Source organism: Halosimplex amylolyticum (assembly GCF_051414035.1).
In the GTDB taxonomy this organism is placed as follows: domain Archaea; phylum Halobacteriota; class Halobacteria; order Halobacteriales; family Haloarculaceae; genus Halosimplex; species Halosimplex amylolyticum.
The window spans coordinates 1,737,004-1,754,879 of record NZ_JBLKNW010000001.1; the positions used below are offsets into that span (position 1 = coordinate 1,737,004).

Genomic DNA, 17,876 nt, shown 5'->3' on the forward strand with positions numbered 1-17,876 from the left:
AACCTTTCAGGCGACGGGCGGTCCGCCGTGTGGTCCGTGCCCGGGGTGCTGAGGGCGAAAATATCCGTTCGAAACCCGCCCTGAAGCCGTATATCTGCGGCTTCACTGATTTCGCTGGCTCTTTCCCGATCGAATACGAATTCGAACCGGAATGAACGGACTCGAGGTCGGGATACGACTGCTCGCCGGGGGAACGCTCATTCTGACCAACGGGTTTTTCGTCGCCATCGAGTTCGCCCTGACGCGCGCCCGACAGTTCTCGGAGTCGGAGTTCGTCGGCGACGGCGGCGGCGCGCTGGAACGGGCCTGGGAGATGACCCAGAACCTGGAGATCTACCTCACGACCTGCCAGGTCGGCATCACGGCGTCGAGCATCGCCGTCGGGATCGTCGCGGAGCCGGCGCTGGCGGCCATCTTCGAGCCGCTGTTCGCGAACACGGTCTTCGCCTCGATCGGCTCGGGCGCTATCGTCGCCTTCCTCATCATCAACCTCGTCCACCTCACCCACGGCGAGCAGACGCCGACGTACCTGGGCGTCGAGCGCTCGCGGATGGTCTGCAAGTACGGCGCGACGCCCCTCTACTGGTTCAACTGGGCGATCTCGCCGCTGATCCGCCTCGGCGACTGGGTCGCGAAGCAGACGCTGCGCCTGTTCGGCATCGAGATGACGGGGGCGTGGCTCGAAACCGAGGAAGACGTCATCGAGTCCCGCGCCGACCTGCGGAACAAACTCGGCTCGGTCCTCGAGGAGGGCGACCTCTCCGAGGAGCGCCGCGAAGAGGTGATGAACGCCCTCCAGATAGGCGAGCAGCCCGTCCGCGACGTCATGGTACCGACTGACGACGTCGTCGCGCTGTCGACGGAGGTCGACGCGGCCGAGAACTTCCGTCGGATCGAGGACCACCCGCACACCAGATACCCGCTCGTCGGCGACGACCTGACCGACTTCCGCGGGATCGTCTACCTGCCAGTCCTCATGCGGAACCGCCAAGAGCTGGCCGGGGACGGCGACGTCGACTTCGCCGAGCTGGCGGCACCTCCGGTGACCGTGTCCCCCGACGCCGACGTCAGCGACGCCATCGACCAGTTCCAGGCCGAGAATCAGGAGCTCGCGCTCGTCATCGAGGACGGCGAGGTGGTGGGGATGGTCACCGTGACCGACCTGCTGGAGTCGGTCACCGGCGACATCGAGGACCCAATCGACACTGGCGCCGCGCTGGCCGACGACTGACGGACGCGGCCTCCGGGTCGTCCCGTCACGGACGTGCCGGCTGGATCTTCAGACGTGCTGGCTGGACCTTCAGACGTGCTGGGCGATCAGGTCGCGCAGCGAACCCTCGTCCTGGACGCCGACGAGGCGTTCGGCCGCCTCGCCGTCGACGAACAGGAACATCGTCGGGACGCCCTGGACGCCGTACTCGCGGGCCAGTCCCTGGTGGGCGTCGACGTCGACTTTCGCGACGGTCGCGTCGGTCGTCGCCGCGATGTCGTCGACGATCGGTTCGAGCATCTTGCACGGGCCACACCAGTCCGCGTAGAAGTCGACGAGGACGACGCCGTCGGCGACGACCTCCTCGAAGTGGCCCCCGTCCTCGACGTGGACCGGTTCGTCTGGGGTGTCGCCGGCCGCGCCGGAACCGGCGTCCGCCGCTCCGGAACCGCCCTCCAGGCCCTCGGATCTGAGTCGCTCTTTCTTCCGCTCGCGGATTCGCTCCAGTTCCTCCTCGGTCGCGTCGTCGCTCGCGTCACTCATCGGTCGCGACTACGGCCTCCCACCGTTTAATCTGCTCGCCGTCGTGCCCGTCGGACGCACGAACGACGGCCGACAGACGGCGATCAGCCGACGGCGTCAGACACAGAACAAGATTTTAAGACCCCGCCAGCCGAGTTACGGCATATGAATCCCGAGACGGCGCCGCAGGAGATCACGACGCTCGTGGGGCGGGAAGTCTACACCAAAAACGGCGTGTTCGTGGGCGAGGTCGAGGATCTGCGGCTCGACCTCGACGTCCAGCAGGTGACCGGGCTGGCGCTTCACCAGATCAACGGCGAACTGTTCGACCCGGAAGTGAGCGCCTCCCGGGGCATCATCGTCCCCTACCGCTGGGTGCAGGCGGTCGGCGACATCGTCATCGTCAACGACGTCGTCGAGCGCGTCCACGGCAGCGACGAGAGCGACGAAGAAGAAGTCGCGGCGTGACCGCTCGCCGCTTCTAGAACGCGTCGTCTTCGAGCGTGATGTCCGCGTGGAGTTCCTCCCGGAGCGCGGAGTGAACGTGACAGATCTCCTCGCCGAGTTCGACGATCTCCTGCCCGTCGTCGCCGAGTGACTCCTCGACCTTGAGCGTCCAGGACATCGACACGAGATCGTCGTCCTCGTCGAGATCGCCCTCGGCCTCGACCTCGATGCGGCCGACGTCGTCGTAGCCGGTCTGCTGGGCGGCCACGCGGAACGCGGGGACGTAACACGAGGGGTAGTCGGCGACGAGGACCTGATTGGCCGAGGGGCCGTCCTCTGACAGCGCGTCGACGACGAGCGACCACTCGCCGTCGATCTCGTTTTCTACCGTGTACCCTTCCTCACAGACGCTGGTGACTTCGATATCGGACATTGCACTCGGGACATCGAACCCACCCTCCTAAAGAATACCTAACCGATAATGTTCGGCCATACAGCCTCCGCGGACGGGTGAGACGACCCCGCGAGGGCCGACTCAGTAGCCCTCGGTGAGGTCGAACGTCTCGTCGCCGTCGAGGACGTGGACCTGGGCGTCGCTGCCGGTCCCGGCCACTTCGTTGACGAAGTCCCGGGTGTCGACCTCGATCGGCGGGAACGTGTCGTAGTGCATCGGGAAGACGTGGTCGACGTCGAGCCAGTCGGTCGCGATGGCGGCCTGCATCGGCCCCATCGTGAAGTGGTCGCCGACCGGGAGCGCCGCGGCGTCAGGCTCCAGGAACGGGCCGATCACGTCGCGCATCTCGGTCATGAGGCCGGTGTCGCCGGCGTGGTAGAACGTCTCGCTCTCCTCGTCGGAGACCTGCGTCGGCTTGGTGTCGGAGATGACGAAACCGGCGGGCATGCCGCCCGAGGTGCCGTAGGTGGTATCCATGCCGTTGGTGTGGTCGGCGCGGTGCATCGTGACGAACGCGTCGCCGACCTCGACGGTGCCGCCCAGGTTCATCCCCATCCCGCCGACGGCGCCGAAGTCGCCGTACTGGTCGCGGCAGTACTCGACGACTTCGGGCGACGCGATCAGCGTGTTCTCCTCGTAGCGGTCCACGTCACCGATGTGGTCCGCGTGCCCGTGCGTGAGCAGGACGTAGTCCGGGTCGATCTCCTCCGGGTCTGTGTCCGTCTTCGGGTTCTCGAAGAACGGGTCGATCAGCAGTTCGGTACTCCCCACCGTTACGTGCCACGTCGAGTGGCCGTGCCAGGTCAGTTCCATGGTTCGGCTCGTGATAGGAGGCAAACACACTTAATGCTACGACCACCGGAAGTGCGACACCGATCCCCGTGACAGCGCGGACGCCACCGGTATGTTTTTGTCGCCTCGCTGTCGATTCTCGCGACGTGACCGATAGCGTGCGCCGCTGTGCGTATCTCTGGGGGGTCCGCACGGCTGGCATCGTGACGTTCGTTCTCTACGGCGCACTCTGGCTAGGCGGAGCCAGCGGCGAGGACTTCGTCGATCTGACGATCCTACTCGCGCTCGTCTGCCTGAGCCCCGGCTGCCTCGTCCTCGGGTGGGTGGAGTCGGGCGTGAGTATCGTGAGTAGCGCCTCGGAGATGGGAGTGGTCCTGGACGCCGACGCGCGCCGGCGGGCCGGCGACTCGACTGGCTCCCGTCTGGTCCCGCTCGGGTTCCTCCTCACCGGGATCGGCGTGCAGGGAATACTGCTCACCGCGTTCGTGACGATCGTCCGCTGAACACCGACGGAGAGCGGCCGCTCGAACGCCGCTCCCGCTACCCGTCGGATTCCCCGTCGGCCCGCTGTTGGCGCTGCTGTGCCGCGCGCTGCTGTTTTCGCCGCTTCTCCCGCTCGCGCCGTCGCTTCTTCTGGTTCTCCTGCGCGCGATTGCTCGCGTACCGGACCCAGGCGTAGGCCTGGCGGTCGAGTTCCCGGAAGAGGAGGGCGACCGCCCCCACGATGGCCACGACGACGACGAGCGCGACGAGCAGCGGCGAAGAGAGGTGGATCGAGAGGTACGTCGCGACGAGCGAGACGAGTGCGACCTCCAGGCCGACGCGGAGCGCGGGGCGTCGCCAGTCCGGCCGTCCGGACCCGTCCGTCGCGACCTTCGGAGCCATGCCCTTCCCTTTGGGGAACTCGGTGTTGTACTTTACCCCGCGCGGACGGGATCCCCCGACGAGCGGCGACCACTCCGAGCAGCCGGAACCACCAACCGATATACGTCGCCCAGCCGACAGCAACGGACGATGGCTCCCGACAGCCCCTCTGCGAATCGCGGCGATACCGGACCATCCGCCGACCGCGTCGAAGCGGCGCTCGCCCGCGTCGAATCGTGGTTCGACGACGCGGACTGCCCGGGCGCGAGCGTCGCGCTGACCGACGGGTCGGAGGTCCTCGCCGCGAGCGGATTCGGCGAACGGACGCTCGACCCGAGCGCGCCCGCGACCGCGGACACCCGCTACGCCGTCGGCTCCGTCTCCAAGCCGGTGACCGCGCTGGCTGTCCTCACTCTCGCCGACCGCGACCGGATCGACGTAGCGGACCCGGTCTCCGCGTACCTGTCGTACTTCGAGGGCGCTCCCGGAGACCCGATCACCGTCGCCGAACTGCTCTCGCACACGTCGGGGATGCCGAACGACGACCTCGCGTTCGCGGCCGGGGACCTCGACGGCTGGGACAACTTCCGCGCGTTCGTCGACGGGACGCTCGACCGGCGGCGAACCGACGGCGACCGTTTCTTGTACTACAACTCCGGATACGCCGTGCTGGCTCACCTCGTCGAGTCAGTGTCCGGGACGGACTTCGCGTCGTTCGTCGAGCGCGAGGTGTTCGACCCGCTCGGGATGGATGGGACGACGTCCGACAGTTCGGTGCTGGGAGACCCGTCTGCGGACGTGATGAGCCCCTACGTCACCGAAGACGGCGAGTTCCGCGAGGCACCGGTGTCCGACAACCCCGTTCTGTCAAGCGACGTGTTGCGGGGACCCGGCGGGCTGATCGCGAGCGTCACGGACCTCGCTCGATTCCTGCAGACGCACCTCGGGGACGGATCTCCGTTCGACGAAGACCTGATCCGCCGGATGCGCAATCCGGCGGCCCCCCGCAAGCGACTCATCGACGGGACCGAGTACGCCTACGGCTACGGGTGGGAGATCCGACCGTTCGGGACCGACGCGCTGGTCGGTCACAGCGGGAACACGGGCGCTTCGGGCGCCTATATTGGCTTTCTCGAAGACGAGGGCATCGGGATCGCGATCGCGTGTAACGGAGTCGCCGACCCTGGGGGCCCAGCCCGGGACGCCCTCGCATTCGCGGCCGGGCACGATCCCGATTCGGTCGACCCGGTCCGGTCCATCGAGCGGCGCGTTCGCGCCCTGACCGGCCGCTACGAGACCCCGAGCGGTAACCACCGGGCGACGGTGACGGAAGACGGCGCCCACCTAGACGTCGAGTTCGGCGGCGAAGTCGAGGGGTTCGAGATCCGACTGCTCCCCACGGATCTGGCGTCCCACTGCTGTCGATTCACCGACGTCGACTGCGTCGAAAGCACGACGGACGCGGAGTTCTTCACTGCGGACGAGTCCGTCGAACTCCTGTTCGAGGGGATGCTGTTCCGTCGCGTCGGCGAGCGTCGCGGCGACGGTCCGGCCGAGGCGTGATCTGAAGCGACGAGAAGCGGGTCGGCGGCCCGGAAGCGGCCGTCAGTCGTCGGCACCGGCGACGCCCGCGGCGGCGCCCTCGTCGGTCTGGGAGGCCCACAGGCCGGCGTAGGCGCCGCCGTGGTCGACGAGGTCGTCGTGGCTCCCGGTCTCGATGACCTCGCCCTCGTCCATGACGACGATGCGGTCGGCGTCCTGGATGGTCGAGAGGCGGTGTGCGATGATGAACGCCGTCCGGTCGGCCGTCAGCGTCTCCAGGTTGCGCTGGATGAGTTGCTCGGTCTCGGTGTCGACGTCGGAGGTGGCCTCGTCGAGGACGATGACGTCCGGATCGTTCAGGAGCGTGCGGGCGATGGAGACGCGCTGGCGCTGGCCGCCCGAGAGCTTCACGCCGCGTTCGCCGACCATCGTGTCGTACCCGTCCGGCAGGTCGGTGATGAACGAGTGGGCGCCCGCCGCCTTCGCGGCTTCGACCACCTGCTCGTTCACGTGGTCGGGAACGTTGTCGTAGTGTTCCAGTACCGACCGGAACAGCTCGTCGTCGCCGTACGCGATGTTTTCGCGGATCGTCCCCGAGAACATGTAGGGGTCCTGTTCGACGACGCCGATCCGGTTGCGCAGCGTCTGCAGGTCGTACTCGCGCACGTCCGTCCCGTCGATGGTTACTGCCCCGTCGTCCACGTCGTAGAACCGCGGCGGGAGTTTCAGGAGCGTCGACTTGCCGGACCCGCTGGTGCCGGCGAAGCCGACCGTCTCGCCCGCTTCGACGTCGAGGTCGACGCCGTCGAGGATCTGGTCGCCGCCCTCGGAGTAGCTGAAGTCGACGTCCTCGAAGCCGACCCGTCCCTCGACGTCGTCGGGCGCGTGGCCGTCCGCGGCGTCCGTTACGTCGGCGGTGTAGCCGAGGACGCCGAACACGCGCTCGGCGCTGGATTTGGCCTTCTGGTAGTTGTTCGCGGTCTTCCCGATGCGGGTCATCGGCCCGTCGAGGTAGCGGAGGAACATGAAGAACGTGACGAACGTCCCCGCAGTCAGGCCCCCTGCGGTGACGGCGTCGGTCCCCCCGAGGACGAGGATCGTCACGAACATCGCGCCGACGAGCAGGCGCAGCGAGGCGAAGAAGGCCTTCCGGACGGTGATCGCGCCGATCTTCTCGTCGCGGTAGCCGCCGGACTGCTCGGCGACGCGGTCGCGCTCGACGTCGTAGCGGTCGAAGGACTTGACGATGGCGGCTCCGCCGAGGTTGTTCGACAGGCGCGTGTTCATCCGCGCGACGAGCTCGCGGATCCGCTTGTACTTCGGCTCGATCCACATGATGAACTTCGCCGTGATCAGCGCGATGATCGGGACGGGGACGAGCACGAGCAGACCGAGCCGCGGCGCCGTGTAGATCATCCACCCGCCGACGAGCCCGAAGATCATGACCGCGCGGGTGATCTCCCGGATCTCGGCGTTGAAGAAGTCTTCCAGCCGGTTGATGTCGCTGTTGAGGATCGACATCATCCCGCCGGTCTGGTGGTTGTTGAAGAAGTCGAGCGAGAGGCGCTGCATGTGGTCGTACGTGTCCAGCCGGAGGTCGTGCTGGATGCGCTGGGCCGTCGTCTGGAAGAAGTAGCGCGACCCGAAGTGGCTGATCGACTGGACGACGTACGCGCCGCCCGCGAGCGCCCCGAGGTAGTACAGCATGTCGAGGCGCGCCTGCCTGTCGTCGAGCGCCACCGGCTCCGAGGGGACGAGGTTGATCGCCGAGAGGACGCTGTTCGCGGTCCCCGAGGGGTTGACCGCGAGGTCGATGGCCGCGGCGATGAGCAGCGCGGGGAACAGCCGCGCGACGCGGTTGATCATCGTCGAGACGACGCCGAGGGCGAGCGGTGCCCAGTACGGAACGGCGTACTTGAAGAGGCTCAACATCGGGTGGCCGTCGACTTCTTCGCGTATCTCGTCGAAACTGCCGTGGGGGTCTGGACGTGCCATTCGGTCGACTCCGCTTGTCCATTGACGCCCAAAAACCCCCCTTAGGGGGAGAGACTCTCTGGATTTGCACGTCAACCGGTACCGAGGGGCGCCGGACGGCGGCGGGGTCGCGAGTCCGGTCCGCGGATTTTTCCGTCTGGTCGCCTACGACTCGCTATGGACACCCCCGACTCGTCGCGGCGCCGCTTTCTCGCAGCGTGCGGGACGGCGCTCGCGGCCGGGACCGCCGGCTGTTCCGGCTCCCTGTTCGGCGGCGACGGCGACGCCGATGGCGGTGCCGACACCACTCCCGTCGATCCGAGTACGCAGGTGCCGCCCAGCGACGACGGCGCGGCCGGCGATTTCGAACAGTTCGACCAGTCGTCCGACGGCGGATACGCCGACGTGTACCGCTCGACGATCGACTCGATCGCACAGATTCAGGTGTACACGACTGCGCCGAACCCAGCGAGCGGCACCGGCTTCGTCTACAGCGACGGCCACGTCGTCACGAACCAGCACGTCGTCGCCGGCGCGGAGGACGTCTACCTCCGCTTCAGCGACGGCGGCTGGCTCGACGCCACGGTCGAGGGCGCCGACGTGTACAGCGATCTGGCCGTCCTGTCGGTCCCGGAACTGCCGGAGAGCGCGACTCCCCTCGGACTCCGGAAGTCCGACCCGGAGATCGGTACCGAAGTGATCGCCATCGGCAACCCGTTCGGCTACTCGGGGTCGGTGTCGGCCGGCATCGTCAGCGGCGTGAACCGGACGCTGCCCGCGCCGAACGACTTCTCGATCCCCGACGCCATCCAGACGGACGCGCCGGTCAACCCCGGTAACTCCGGCGGCCCCCTCGTCACCCTGGCGGGCGACGTGACGGGCGTCGTCAACTCCGGCGGCGGCGACAACATCGGCTTCGCCATCTCCGCGCCGCTCGTTCGCCGGGTGGTCCCCGCCCTGCTCGAAGACGGCGAGTACGAACACTCCTACATGGGCGTGCGCCTCCAGACCGCCGGGCCGCTGATCGCCCAGGCCAACGGCGTCGACGACCGCGTCGGTGTCTACATCGCCATCGTCCGCGAGGGCAGCCCCTCCGATGGCGTCCTCCGGGGTAACAGCGGCGAGACCACGATAGACGGCCAGTCGGTCCCGACCGGCGGCGACGTCGTCGTCGCGATGGACGGCACGCCGATCCCGACCCGCGAGGCGCTCGCGAGCTTCCTCGCGCTGGAGACCAGCCCCGGCGACACCATCGACGTGACCGTCCTCCGCGACGGCGAGGAACAGACCGTCGAACTCACGCTCGGGTCGCGACCGGACCCGACGCGCTGAACGGCGCCGCTACTGGGAGTCTCGTACTACCGTGAGAGCAGTCTTCAGTCGAGTCGCTCGGCGGCGTCGCGCTCGACGAGCGGCCCCGCGTTCGCTTCCGGGAGTTGCACGACGTCGTCGGTCGAGAGGTCGTAGGCGCGCTGGTCCACGCCGAATATCTCGCCCACGTCGGTCGTGATCCGGACCGTCGTGCGGTCGACCGCCGGCGTCTCTTCCGTCGCGCTCTCTCCGTCCGCACCGTCCGATTCGGATCGGCCGTCGGAATCGCCAGCCGACGGGTCGGACTCGCCGTAGCCCTCGTCGGGCGGAGTCGGTCGGTCGGCCCCCTGCTCCGCCGGGGGAGTTGACGGGGCCGTCGAGGATTCGTCCCCGGCGTCCGCTTCGGCCTGGGTTTCCTCGGGTCCGTCGCCGCCCATCAGGTCGGCCGCGTCGACGCCCGATTCGGCCGCTGGACCGCTTTCGGCCAGGTCCGCGGGTGACTCCGGCGGTGTTGGTCTGGATGCGTCCGCGGCTGCCCCGTCGGTCGGAACGTCGGTTCCGTCCGAGTCTCGCTCCGCGCCGGACGGGCCGCCGTGGCTCGGGTCCGCGTCGGTCGCCGAATCCGGTCCCGCGTCGGCGACTGCCTCGGCGGGGTTCTCGCCGTCGATGACGGCCTCCACGTTGGCACGGTTGCGCTCGATCGCGTCGACGAGCGTCTCGAACAGCGTCTGCTCCTCCGCGGTGAGGCCCTCGTCCTCGGTGGGCATGTCCGCGGCGGCCAGCGACGCCATCTTGACGATCTTGCCGACGCGGCGCTCGTAGATGGCCTCCACGGTCTGCTCGGCAGTGTCGATGTCGTCGCTCAGGCGGGTGACCTCGGGGGCGTCCCACGGGTCCTCTGCCTCGTCGGCGGCCCGCTCGCGCTCTCGATGGAGCTGCTGGATGAACTCGCCGGCGTCCTGGTAGAACGACTCCCGTAGCTGCTGCAGGCTGTCGGTCTGGCGCTCGCGACTCTGTACCGAGCGCAGTTCGTCCAGGTCCATCATCGCTGTTCGTCCTCGTCGATCATTCTGGTGCCTTCTCGGCGCGTCCTCTGGCCATCAGGAACGCGCCCAGGTACTCCGGAACGGAAACCTCACCCGCCTGGAGATTAAAACTATCGCCCTTCAACTCGACGGTTCCCGGGTCCGTCACCTGCACGTTGATCTCGTGGCCGACGAACGTCTCCGGGACGGCGTCGACCAGCGGGTCGAACGCTTCCAGTTCGTCGCGAGTGAGTCGCTGGACCGCGAGCGCGCTCCCGCCGTGGAGGCTCCCGGGCAGTCGGATCAGCCTGTTCACGTCGGTCGTCACCGGTTCGTCGATGGGGGCGTTCTGCTGTTCGACGACCTCCGTGACGAACGCGTCGAGCAGCGTCCGGAGCCCGACACCGCCGAGTTCGACGTTGCCAGCCCGGAGCATCTCGGCGTTGCTCTCGAGCGCGCCGTAGATGGTGTTGGCGCGGCCCTCGCCGATACCGTCCATCTCCTGCAGCCGCGCTTTCGCGTCGTCCTCCTCCATCGCGAGGACCCCGTCCACGAACTCGAGGAGATGCTCGTGGACGCGGCGACCCCACCCGCCTTCGGTTTCCAGGACGCGACTCAGCGACGTCCCCCGCATCTCCTGGTGGGTCAGTAGATCCGGGTCGAGGCCGATCCCGCGCACGTAGTCGACGATCTCGCGGCGCGCGTCGCTGCCCAGTTCCTGCACGAGGTCGTCGCGGACGTGGACGTGGTAGCCTCGGCCGCCCGAGAACACGACGGTCGTGTCCTCGAACCCGAAATCGGAGTCGAGGAAGTCGAGCAGCCGGAACAGCGCGTCCTTGCACTTTTCGAGCATCTCGGCGTAGCTGTCCTCGCCGAGGGTCACCGAGGGGAGGTGGTCGGCGTCGAGGTCGAAGATCAGGTCCGAGGAGCGCCAGGTCTTCTCGCCCATCGAACTCGCGCCCGGGCTCTCGTAGCGGCCGGCCGAGAAGTAGACGTGTTTCGGGCGCTCGCGGGCGAGGAAGTCCTCGAGCGACCCCACGTCGAGCAGCGAGCGGTGGCGGACCATCGTCTCGCCGGGGCCTTCTGTCCACGGGATGTAGCCCCACTCGCGCTCGTTGGCGTCCGGCGGCGGCGTGAACTCCGTCCGGCGGTAGTGGTCGCCGAAGCGCCCCCGGAGGTACGCCCGCGTCTGTTCCTGCACGGCTACCCGATTTCGAACGGGGCGCTAAAGCGTTTGCGCTCATCGGTCGCCGCGCACGTCGGAAGCCGCCGATCAGAACTGGCCGCGTTCGCTTTTCCGAGGCGCTCGAAACGCTCGCGCCTCCCTATCCACCCAGTAGTTTCGACAACCTGTCCGCGAGCCCCTCTTCCTCGCCGAGTTTGAGGTAGTAGGCGTCGCCACCGTCCTCGTAGTAGTTGTCGATGCGGCGCTCGATGGAGAAGCCGATGTGCTGGTAGAACCGGATCGCGTCGCGGTTGGTCGTCCGCGCGTGACAGGTCACGGAACTGTAATCCTCGGCGACGCGGGCCACGAGGGCCTCGCCGAACCCTTCGCCCTGATACGATTCGTCGACCGCGAGAAAGAGGATGTAACCGTCGCGACGGACGGCGGCGAACCCGACGAGGGTGCCGCGGTCGGCTCTGTCGACGAAGAGGTAGACGGTCGAGCGCCTGTAGGCGTTCTCGAAGAAGCCGCGTCGCTGACGGAGTACGCCGTTCTCCGCGCGGATGCGTTCTTTGAGTTGCCAGGCCTGCTCGACGTAGTCGGCGTCCCCCGGATCGACGACTCGTCGCTCGACGTTGACGCTCACTATCCGTTCAGTAGCGGGCTAGTCACCATAATTCCATCGGCAGCAGGGACTCGCGACGACGTACCAGCCCCGAAAGACTTTCGGCCGACCCAACTGACTCGTTCGTATGGTTTTGCTGTCATCCGCTCCTGCCTCGGGCGAGTCCGGACCGACGCTCGGGGGGAAGGTCCGACAGGTCCTCATCTCCGGCGCCGCGCTGACGATCCCGCTCATCATCACGGTCATGATCCTCGTCTTCGTCATCAACTTCATCCTGCAGGCCATCACCCCCGTGGTGCTCGTCATCAACGAGGGGTTCGGGATCGGGCAGGACGTCGACGAGCTGACGATGAAGCTCCTCGCCATCGCGACGTTCGTGGTGATGGTGTTCGTCCTCGGGCTCGTCGCCGAGACCCGTTCGGGTAACCAGCTCGAACGGGTGTTCGACACCGCGATGGCGCGGATCCCCGGTATCGGCTCTCTGTACACGAGCTTCAACGAGATGACCGAACTGCTGCTGTCGAACGACGCCGAGAGCTTCCGGGAGGTGAAACTCGTCGAGTTCCCCACGTCGGGGTCGTACTCGCTGGCGTTCGTCACCGCGGAGTCGCCGCCGACCCTCGCCGACACGACCGGTCACGAGGACATGACGACGCTGTTCATGCCGCTGGCCCCGAACCCGGTGATGGGCGGGTACGTCGTCCACGTCTCGACCGAGCGCGTGTACGACGTCGACCTCACCGTCGAAGAGGGGATCCGCTCCATCGTCACCAGCGGCGTCGCGACCGGCGACTCCGGCGGGGCCGACCGGGAGGGAGAACTCGCGGGCCTCGAAACCATCCGCGAGCAGGCCCGCGACGGGATGCACGATCTCGGCACGTGGGGCACCCAGACCGTCGGCGACCTGAGCGACTTCACCGGCAGAGCCGCCGGCGACATCCGCGAGCAGGCCTACCGGGAGTTCGCCGCGATCCACCCCGATCTGGACGAGTCCGAGGTGGAGGACGAGGAAGAGGTCCGCCACTACATGCTCGACCAGTTCGAGACCGCGGACGGCGCGGAGAGCACCGTCGGTAGCCGACCCGACGACGGCGACCAGTCGAGCGGCGTCGGCGACTCGCCGGACGGCAGCGGGATCGACGAGGAGCGCGACGAGACGTCGGCTGGAGGTGACGCGTGAGCTTCGACCTGCGCGACCACACGGCCGACGTGGCGGTCGAGGCGACCGGCGACTCGCTCGACGCCGTCTTCGGCGCCGTCGCCGACGGGATGGCGGCCGCGATGTGCGACGAGATCCCCGACGCCGGCGGCGACCGCTTCGCGTTCTCCGTCGCGGCCGAGAGCCGCGAGGCGCTGCTGTTCGACTATCTGGACGAACTCATCTACGAGCGAGACGTGCGCGGCGTCCTCCCGGTCGACAACGAGGCGACCGTCGAGGAGGCAGACGGCGAGTGGCGCGTGGAGGGGTCGGCCCGCGGCATCGGGTTCGACCGCGTCGAGGCGCGGGACCTGAAAGCCGTCACCTACTCCGAGATGGACCTCTCGGAGACCGCCGACGGCTGGCACGCCTACGTCGTCTTCGACGTGTGAGGCGGCGCGGGCCGCTGTCGTCAGCGCGTGTTCTGTGACTTTATCCCCGACGGGCCACTAAGTGGGTGTATGTCAACGACGGGTCGGCGGATGGCGCTGAGTGTGGGGTTCTGGGCGGTCGCACTCGCGGCGCTCGCCGGGCGGGCGAGCGCACACGTCGACTACGTCACCGACCCGCCGACGGCGGCGCGGGACGCGGTCGAGTTCGCCGTCGAAGTGCTTTCAGAGCCGCTGAACCTCGCACTCGTCGTCGGTGGGACGGTCGGCGTGGTCGCCCTCCTGACCGGGCTGCTCGTGGTGCGGCCGACGGTGCCCGACGTCGAGGCGTTGCAGAGCGCGCTGGCGTCCTACCGGGAGTACGTCCCGTGGATGCTGCGGCTGAGTCTCGGGCTGCCGCTCGTCGGCGCCGGATTCGCGGGGTACTTCTTCAGCCCGGCGGTCCCCGTCGAAGCCCGAGTGCTCCAGGTCGGACTCGGGTTCCTCCTCCTGTTCGGGCTGGCGACGCGAGCGGTGGCCGCCGTCGGCCTCGCCACGTATCTCGCGGCGTTCGCGTTCAACCCCGAACTCGTGCTGGCGATCGAGTACGTCCCCGGGTTCCTCGCGATCGTCCTCGTGGGTAGCGGTCGCCCCAGCGCCGACCACTTGCTCGGCGTAGTCGCAGGCACCTCCGGGACCTATTATGGCCGTGTCGACCCGGTCCACGGCGTCGCCGTGCGCTTCGCAGAGCGGATCGACCCCTACCGGCGCTACGTCGCGACCGTCCTCAGAGTGGGTATCGGGGCCGCCTTCGCTTACCTCGGGCTCGTCGAGAAACTCGCCAACCCGTCCCGCGCGGTCCAGGTGGTCCACAAGTACGACCTCACTAGCGTCGTGCCCGTCGACCCCGGACTCTGGGTACTCGGTGCCGGTCTCACAGAGATCGGCGTCGGCCTGCTGCTGGTCGCGGGCTACTACACCCGCGGGGCGGCCGCCGTCGCGTTCACGATGCTCGTCATGACGCTGTTCGGCCTTCCCGACGACCCCGTGCTCGCCCACATCACGCTGTTCGGCATGATCTCGGCCGTCTTCACGCTCGGCGGCGGCCCGCTCTCGCTCGACGCGTGGCTGGAGGCGACGCGGGACAGCGAACGGGCCCGGGACGATCCGTCGCCCGCCGCGGACTGACCCGCCACCGGTCGGAGTTCTCGATGTCTCGACCCCTACCACCGCCCTGACAGCGAAACCTATTCCGGCGCCCGCGGCGGAGTTACGCGCATGACCACCTACGACGCGGACGGCATCACCCTGGAGAAGGTCAGGGACTACGTCTGGGAGATCCCCCAGGAAGGCGGGATGAACCGGCCGGCGCGCGTCCTCGCCAGCGAGGACCTCCTCGACGAGATCAGCGAGGACAAGACGCTCCAGCAGCTGAAGAACGCGACGCACCTGCCCGGCGTCCGGAAGTACGCCGTCTGCATGCCCGACGGCCACCAGGGGTACGGCTTCCCCGTCGGTGGCGTCGCGGGAATCGACGCCGAAGACGGCTGTATCTCGCCCGGAGCCGTGGGGTACGACATCAACTGCGGCGTTCGGATGATGACGACGAACCTCACCTACGCGGACCTGGAGGGCCGCGAGGAGGAACTCGTCGACTCCCTGTTCGAGGCCGTCCCGTCGGGCCTCGGCGGCGGCGGCGTCTACGAAGGGACGAAGGCGGACGTTGACGCCATCCTCGAACGCGGGATGGAGTGGGCGCTGGAGGAGGGCTTCGCGGTGCCCGCCGACCTGGAACACTGCGAGGACGAGGGCGTCCGCCGCGACGCCGACCCGGGCCGGGTCTCACAGAAGGCCAAGGACCGCGGGAAGAACCAGATCGGGAGCCTCGGTAGCGGGAACCACTTCCTCGAAGTCCAGCGCGTCACCGACGTCTACCGCGACGACGTGGCCGACCGCTTCGGCCTCTCGGAGGACCAGGTAGTCGTGCTCATCCACTGCGGCTCCCGGGGGCTGGGCCACCAGGTCTGTACGGACTACCTGCGCGACATCGAGCAGGCCCACGCCGGACTGCTGGAGCAGTTACCGGACAAGGAACTCGCCGCAGCGCCGGCGGGCTCACAGCTCGCCGAGGACTACTACGGCGCGATGTGCGCCGCCATCAACTTCGCCTGGGTGAACCGCCAGCTCATCATGCACCGCACCCGGGAGGTGTTCGAGGACGTCTTCGACCGCTCGCACACGGACATGGAGATGGACCTCCTCTACGACGTGGCCCACAACATCGCGAAGCGGGAGACCCACGAAGTGGAAGACGGGGAAGAGCGAGAACTGTTCGTCCACCGGAAGGGCGCCACGCGCGCGTTCCCCGCCGGTCGGCCGGAGGTACCGTCCGCCTACCAGGACGTGGGCCAACCCATCATCATCCCCGGGAGCATGGGCGCGGGCAGTTACGTGCTGCGCGGGGGCGAGCAGTCGCTCTCGGAGACGTTCGGCTCGACGGCCCACGGCGCGGGGCGACTCATGAGCCGGACTCAAGCCAAACAGGAGTTCTGGGGCGGCGACGTGCAGGACGACTTGCGCGAGCAGAGTCACGTCTACGTCAAGGCCCAGAGCGGCGCGACAGTCGCGGAGGAGGCGCCGGGCGTCTACAAGGACGTCGACGAAGTCGTCCGCGTCTCCGACGCGCTCGGTATCGGCGACCGCGTCGCTCGCACGTTCCCCGTCTGTAACATCAAGGGATAGGAACGGACGGGCCTCGACGCCGGTCGGATCCGATCAGCCGCTCCCTTCCCACTTCTCGAGGACGGTCTCGTTGCCGACCGGCGGTCTGTAGAGGACGACCGCCTTGCCTCCCGAGGAGACTCGTTCACCGAATGCGTTCCGTCGGCTGAGTTGCACGGTCGATCCGGGCGCGACGACGGTCGTGTTCTCCGTGTTGGCCAGCGCTGCCCACGTGACCGTGGTGCCCCGGCTCCGGATCGACAGGTTCCCTGCATCGAAGGAGTCGCCGCGGTCGTGCGTGACGATGAGGACCGACGACTGGTCGATGTACTGGAAGGTGAAGTTCGCGTTCGGGCCCCGCTCGTCCGATCCGGGGTCGACGAGGACGAAGAGCCCGACCGATCCCGTGACGAGCAGCGTGATGGCGACCAGGATGGCGACGCCGGTGAACTCCGAGACGGCTCGTTCGACCGGTTCGTCGGTCGGCCCGTCGGCCCGTCGCGGGCACCCCCCCGACCGCCGGTCCGGGCCGTCCGGGCGGCCTGTCCTCCCTCCCAACCCCTCGTGCTCGAACCCAGCGGTGGCGCCGTCTTCGGCCATCGTGTGCGTCGAAGTACGACGAGCACCCCCTAAACCAGCTTCGGCGAGAGTATCAGATTCGATAGACCGTCCGGACGCGCCCGGTCGGCCGCTGGACGACGCGATCGGGACCGGGGTGGTGGAGAGCGATCGGACGCCGGTGGCGCGAAACCGGGTGCCGGGAGGGGGAAAGCCTTTGAGAGCGAGTGGCGACGTATCCAGTATGATAGACGGGACGGTCGAGGAGATCGCGGACATGCAGACGCACAGTTCGTCCGTCGTCGCGGTGAAGGCGGCCGAGGCACTGCTCGCGCTGACCGAGCGCGAGTATCCGACCGTCGAGGAGTACGTCCGGACGCTGGAGCGCAACAGCCACGCGCTCCGGCGGGCGAACCCGTCGCACGCGTCGCTCCAGACGACCCAGCGCGAGATCGTCTCGACGGTCGAGGACGCCGAGGCCGACTCCGTCGCGGCCGCCAAAGAGCGGACGCACGACGTCGTCGAATCCGTCGTCGCCCGCATCGAGTCCGCCAAGGAACGCGCGGCCGAGCGTGCGGTCGAGTACCTCCGGGACGGCCGGACGATCCTCACGCACGACTACTCGTCGACCGTCATGGAGGCCATCGAACGGACGGTCGACGACGGCGCGTCGCTGGAAGTCTACTGCACCGAGGCGCGCCCCCGCTACCTCGGGCGGAAGATGGTGCGCACGCTGGCAGGCATGGACGGAATCGACGCCCATCTCATCGTCGACGGCGCCGCCGGGCACTTCCTCCCGGAGGTCGACCAGGTCGTCGTCGGGATGGACTGCATCGTCGAGGACACGCTGTACAACCGCGTCGGCACGTACCCCCTCGCCGCGACGGCGAGCGACGCGGGCGTCCCCGTTCGCGTCGTCGGTGCCGAGGCGAAGATGGTCACCGGCGGCTTCGCCTTCGAGAACGAGAACCGGCAGGCCAGCGAGGTCATCCGCGAGCCCGCCGACGGCTTCGCGGTCGAGAACCCCGCTTACGACGCGACCCCGACGCGACTCCTCGACGCCGCGATCACCGACGAACGGGTCCACGAGTACTGAGTGG

19 protein-coding genes are annotated in these 17,876 nt (G+C 68.1%); 10 read left to right on the forward strand and 9 right to left on the reverse strand.

Translation table 11 applies throughout. The annotated features are described in order from the left end of the window. Positions 1-151: 151 nt before the first annotated feature. Positions 152-1,231: a hemolysin family protein gene (locus ACMGFE_RS08205; protein ID WP_436924628.1), complete on the forward strand. Its 1,080-nt coding sequence runs from the start codon at positions 152-154 to the stop codon at positions 1,229-1,231. A 69-nt stretch (positions 1,232-1,300) separates the two neighbouring features. Here the strand turns inward: ACMGFE_RS08205 and trxA are convergent, their stop codons facing one another. After that, a complete protein-coding gene (trxA, locus tag ACMGFE_RS08210; protein WP_436924629.1) occupies positions 1,301-1,753 on the reverse strand; it encodes a thioredoxin in 453 nt (150 codons plus the stop codon). A gap of 144 nt (positions 1,754-1,897) precedes the next feature. Between trxA and ACMGFE_RS08215 the strand changes: the two genes are divergently transcribed. Next, positions 1,898-2,200, forward strand: coding sequence for a PRC-barrel domain-containing protein (locus ACMGFE_RS08215; RefSeq protein WP_436924630.1), 303 nt, complete (start codon positions 1,898-1,900; stop codon positions 2,198-2,200). A 13-nt stretch (positions 2,201-2,213) separates the two neighbouring features. Here the strand turns inward: ACMGFE_RS08215 and ACMGFE_RS08220 are convergent, their stop codons facing one another. Together ACMGFE_RS08220 and ACMGFE_RS08225 are read right to left on the reverse strand one after the other, a co-directional pair. After that, positions 2,214-2,612 (reverse strand): OsmC family protein, encoded by a 399-nt coding sequence (locus ACMGFE_RS08220; RefSeq protein WP_436924631.1) that lies wholly within the window; start codon positions 2,610-2,612, stop codon positions 2,214-2,216. 102 nt (positions 2,613-2,714) lie between these two features. Next, the gene (locus ACMGFE_RS08225; protein WP_436924632.1) at positions 2,715-3,446 is read right to left on the reverse strand and encodes a metal-dependent hydrolase; all 732 of its coding nucleotides are present in this window, start codon (positions 3,444-3,446) and stop codon (positions 2,715-2,717) included. Positions 3,447-3,571: 125 nt separating this feature from the next. On the opposite strand from ACMGFE_RS08225, the gene ACMGFE_RS08230 reads away from it, so the two are divergent. Further along, positions 3,572-3,928, forward strand: a complete 357-nt coding sequence (locus ACMGFE_RS08230) for a hypothetical protein (protein WP_436924634.1) — start codon at positions 3,572-3,574, stop codon at positions 3,926-3,928. A gap of 37 nt (positions 3,929-3,965) precedes the next feature. On the opposite strand, the gene ACMGFE_RS08235 is transcribed toward ACMGFE_RS08230, so the two are convergent. Next, on the reverse strand, positions 3,966-4,310 hold the full coding sequence (locus tag ACMGFE_RS08235; RefSeq protein ID WP_436924635.1) for a hypothetical protein: 345 nt from the start codon (positions 4,308-4,310) through the stop codon (positions 3,966-3,968). A 129-nt stretch (positions 4,311-4,439) separates the two neighbouring features. On the opposite strand from ACMGFE_RS08235, the gene ACMGFE_RS08240 reads away from it, so the two are divergent. Next, a complete protein-coding gene (locus tag ACMGFE_RS08240) occupies positions 4,440-5,852 on the forward strand; it encodes a serine hydrolase domain-containing protein (protein WP_436924636.1) in 1,413 nt (470 codons plus the stop codon). A 42-nt stretch (positions 5,853-5,894) separates the two neighbouring features. On the opposite strand, the gene ACMGFE_RS08245 is transcribed toward ACMGFE_RS08240, so the two are convergent. Beyond that, on the reverse strand, positions 5,895-7,826 hold the full coding sequence (locus tag ACMGFE_RS08245; protein ID WP_436924637.1) for an ABC transporter ATP-binding protein: 1,932 nt from the start codon (positions 7,824-7,826) through the stop codon (positions 5,895-5,897). 156 nt (positions 7,827-7,982) lie between these two features. On the opposite strand from ACMGFE_RS08245, the gene ACMGFE_RS08250 reads away from it, so the two are divergent. Next, positions 7,983-9,137 (forward strand): S1C family serine protease, encoded by a 1,155-nt coding sequence (locus tag ACMGFE_RS08250; protein ID WP_436924638.1) that lies wholly within the window; start codon positions 7,983-7,985, stop codon positions 9,135-9,137. Between the two features lie 44 nt (positions 9,138-9,181). Here the strand turns inward: ACMGFE_RS08250 and ACMGFE_RS08255 are convergent, their stop codons facing one another. The 3 genes from ACMGFE_RS08255 to ACMGFE_RS08265 all read right to left on the reverse strand — a co-directional run bounded on the left by ACMGFE_RS08255 (position 9,182) and on the right by ACMGFE_RS08265 (position 11,952). Continuing rightward, on the reverse strand, positions 9,182-10,159 hold the full coding sequence (locus ACMGFE_RS08255; RefSeq protein WP_436925163.1) for a hypothetical protein: 978 nt from the start codon (positions 10,157-10,159) through the stop codon (positions 9,182-9,184). Between the two features lie 22 nt (positions 10,160-10,181). Continuing rightward, the gene (gene priS, locus ACMGFE_RS08260; RefSeq protein WP_436924640.1) at positions 10,182-11,342 is read right to left on the reverse strand and encodes a DNA primase small subunit PriS; all 1,161 of its coding nucleotides are present in this window, start codon (positions 11,340-11,342) and stop codon (positions 10,182-10,184) included. A gap of 124 nt (positions 11,343-11,466) precedes the next feature. Continuing rightward, positions 11,467-11,952 (reverse strand): GNAT family N-acetyltransferase, encoded by a 486-nt coding sequence (locus ACMGFE_RS08265; protein WP_436924642.1) that lies wholly within the window; start codon positions 11,950-11,952, stop codon positions 11,467-11,469. Positions 11,953-12,058: 106 nt separating this feature from the next. On the opposite strand from ACMGFE_RS08265, the gene ACMGFE_RS08270 reads away from it, so the two are divergent. The 4 genes from ACMGFE_RS08270 to ACMGFE_RS08285 all read left to right on the forward strand — a co-directional run bounded on the left by ACMGFE_RS08270 (position 12,059) and on the right by ACMGFE_RS08285 (position 16,239). After that, positions 12,059-13,111 carry a DUF502 domain-containing protein gene (locus ACMGFE_RS08270; RefSeq protein WP_436924643.1) on the forward strand — a complete coding sequence of 351 codons (1,053 nt, stop codon included), beginning with the start codon at positions 12,059-12,061 and terminating at the stop codon, positions 13,109-13,111. Further along, complete coding sequence (locus tag ACMGFE_RS08275; RefSeq protein WP_436924644.1) at positions 13,108-13,521, forward strand: archease; 414 nt, start codon at positions 13,108-13,110, stop codon at positions 13,519-13,521. Before ACMGFE_RS08270 ends, ACMGFE_RS08275 begins: the two co-directional genes overlap by 4 nt. Positions 13,522-13,590: 69 nt before the next feature. Further along, entirely contained in the window at positions 13,591-14,685 is a 1,095-nt protein-coding gene (locus tag ACMGFE_RS08280) for a DoxX family protein (RefSeq protein WP_436924645.1), read from the forward strand. 90 nt (positions 14,686-14,775) lie between these two features. Continuing rightward, positions 14,776-16,239 carry an RtcB family protein gene (locus tag ACMGFE_RS08285; RefSeq protein WP_436924646.1) on the forward strand — a complete coding sequence of 488 codons (1,464 nt, stop codon included), beginning with the start codon at positions 14,776-14,778 and terminating at the stop codon, positions 16,237-16,239. Between the two features lie 33 nt (positions 16,240-16,272). On the opposite strand, the gene ACMGFE_RS08290 is transcribed toward ACMGFE_RS08285, so the two are convergent. After that, positions 16,273-16,818, reverse strand: coding sequence for a type IV pilin domain-containing protein (locus ACMGFE_RS08290; protein ID WP_436924648.1), 546 nt, complete (start codon positions 16,816-16,818; stop codon positions 16,273-16,275). A gap of 202 nt (positions 16,819-17,020) precedes the next feature. On the opposite strand from ACMGFE_RS08290, the gene ACMGFE_RS08295 reads away from it, so the two are divergent. Further along, positions 17,021-17,872 (forward strand): eIF2B alpha/beta/delta subunit family protein, encoded by an 852-nt coding sequence (locus tag ACMGFE_RS08295; RefSeq protein WP_436924650.1) that lies wholly within the window; start codon positions 17,021-17,023, stop codon positions 17,870-17,872. Positions 17,873-17,876 lie beyond the last annotated feature (4 nt).

What these genes read in the sequence shown, in the direction of transcription:
- ACMGFE_RS08205 (WP_436924628.1), top strand. Translation starts at nt 152, where the DNA reads ATGAACGGACTCGAGGTCGGGATACGACTGCTCGCCGGGGGAACGCTC.
- trxA (WP_436924629.1), bottom strand. Translation starts at nt 1,753, where the DNA reads ATGAGTGACGCGAGCGACGACGCGACCGAGGAGGAACTGGAGCGAATC.
- ACMGFE_RS08215 (WP_436924630.1), top strand. Translation starts at nt 1,898, where the DNA reads ATGAATCCCGAGACGGCGCCGCAGGAGATCACGACGCTCGTGGGGCGG.
- ACMGFE_RS08220 (WP_436924631.1), bottom strand. Translation starts at nt 2,612, where the DNA reads ATGTCCGATATCGAAGTCACCAGCGTCTGTGAGGAAGGGTACACGGTA.
- ACMGFE_RS08225 (WP_436924632.1), bottom strand. Translation starts at nt 3,446, where the DNA reads ATGGAACTGACCTGGCACGGCCACTCGACGTGGCACGTAACGGTGGGG.
- ACMGFE_RS08235 (WP_436924635.1), bottom strand. Translation starts at nt 4,310, where the DNA reads ATGGCTCCGAAGGTCGCGACGGACGGGTCCGGACGGCCGGACTGGCGA.
- ACMGFE_RS08240 (WP_436924636.1), top strand. Translation starts at nt 4,440, where the DNA reads ATGGCTCCCGACAGCCCCTCTGCGAATCGCGGCGATACCGGACCATCC.
- ACMGFE_RS08245 (WP_436924637.1), bottom strand. Translation starts at nt 7,826, where the DNA reads ATGGCACGTCCAGACCCCCACGGCAGTTTCGACGAGATACGCGAAGAA.
- ACMGFE_RS08250 (WP_436924638.1), top strand. Translation starts at nt 7,983, where the DNA reads ATGGACACCCCCGACTCGTCGCGGCGCCGCTTTCTCGCAGCGTGCGGG.
- ACMGFE_RS08255 (WP_436925163.1), bottom strand. Translation starts at nt 10,159, where the DNA reads ATGGACCTGGACGAACTGCGCTCGGTACAGAGTCGCGAGCGCCAGACC.
- ACMGFE_RS08270 (WP_436924643.1), top strand. Translation starts at nt 12,059, where the DNA reads ATGGTTTTGCTGTCATCCGCTCCTGCCTCGGGCGAGTCCGGACCGACG.
- ACMGFE_RS08280 (WP_436924645.1), top strand. Translation starts at nt 13,591, where the DNA reads ATGTCAACGACGGGTCGGCGGATGGCGCTGAGTGTGGGGTTCTGGGCG.
- ACMGFE_RS08285 (WP_436924646.1), top strand. Translation starts at nt 14,776, where the DNA reads ATGACCACCTACGACGCGGACGGCATCACCCTGGAGAAGGTCAGGGAC.
- ACMGFE_RS08290 (WP_436924648.1), bottom strand. Translation starts at nt 16,818, where the DNA reads ATGGCCGAAGACGGCGCCACCGCTGGGTTCGAGCACGAGGGGTTGGGA.
- ACMGFE_RS08295 (WP_436924650.1), top strand. Translation starts at nt 17,021, where the DNA reads ATGATAGACGGGACGGTCGAGGAGATCGCGGACATGCAGACGCACAGT.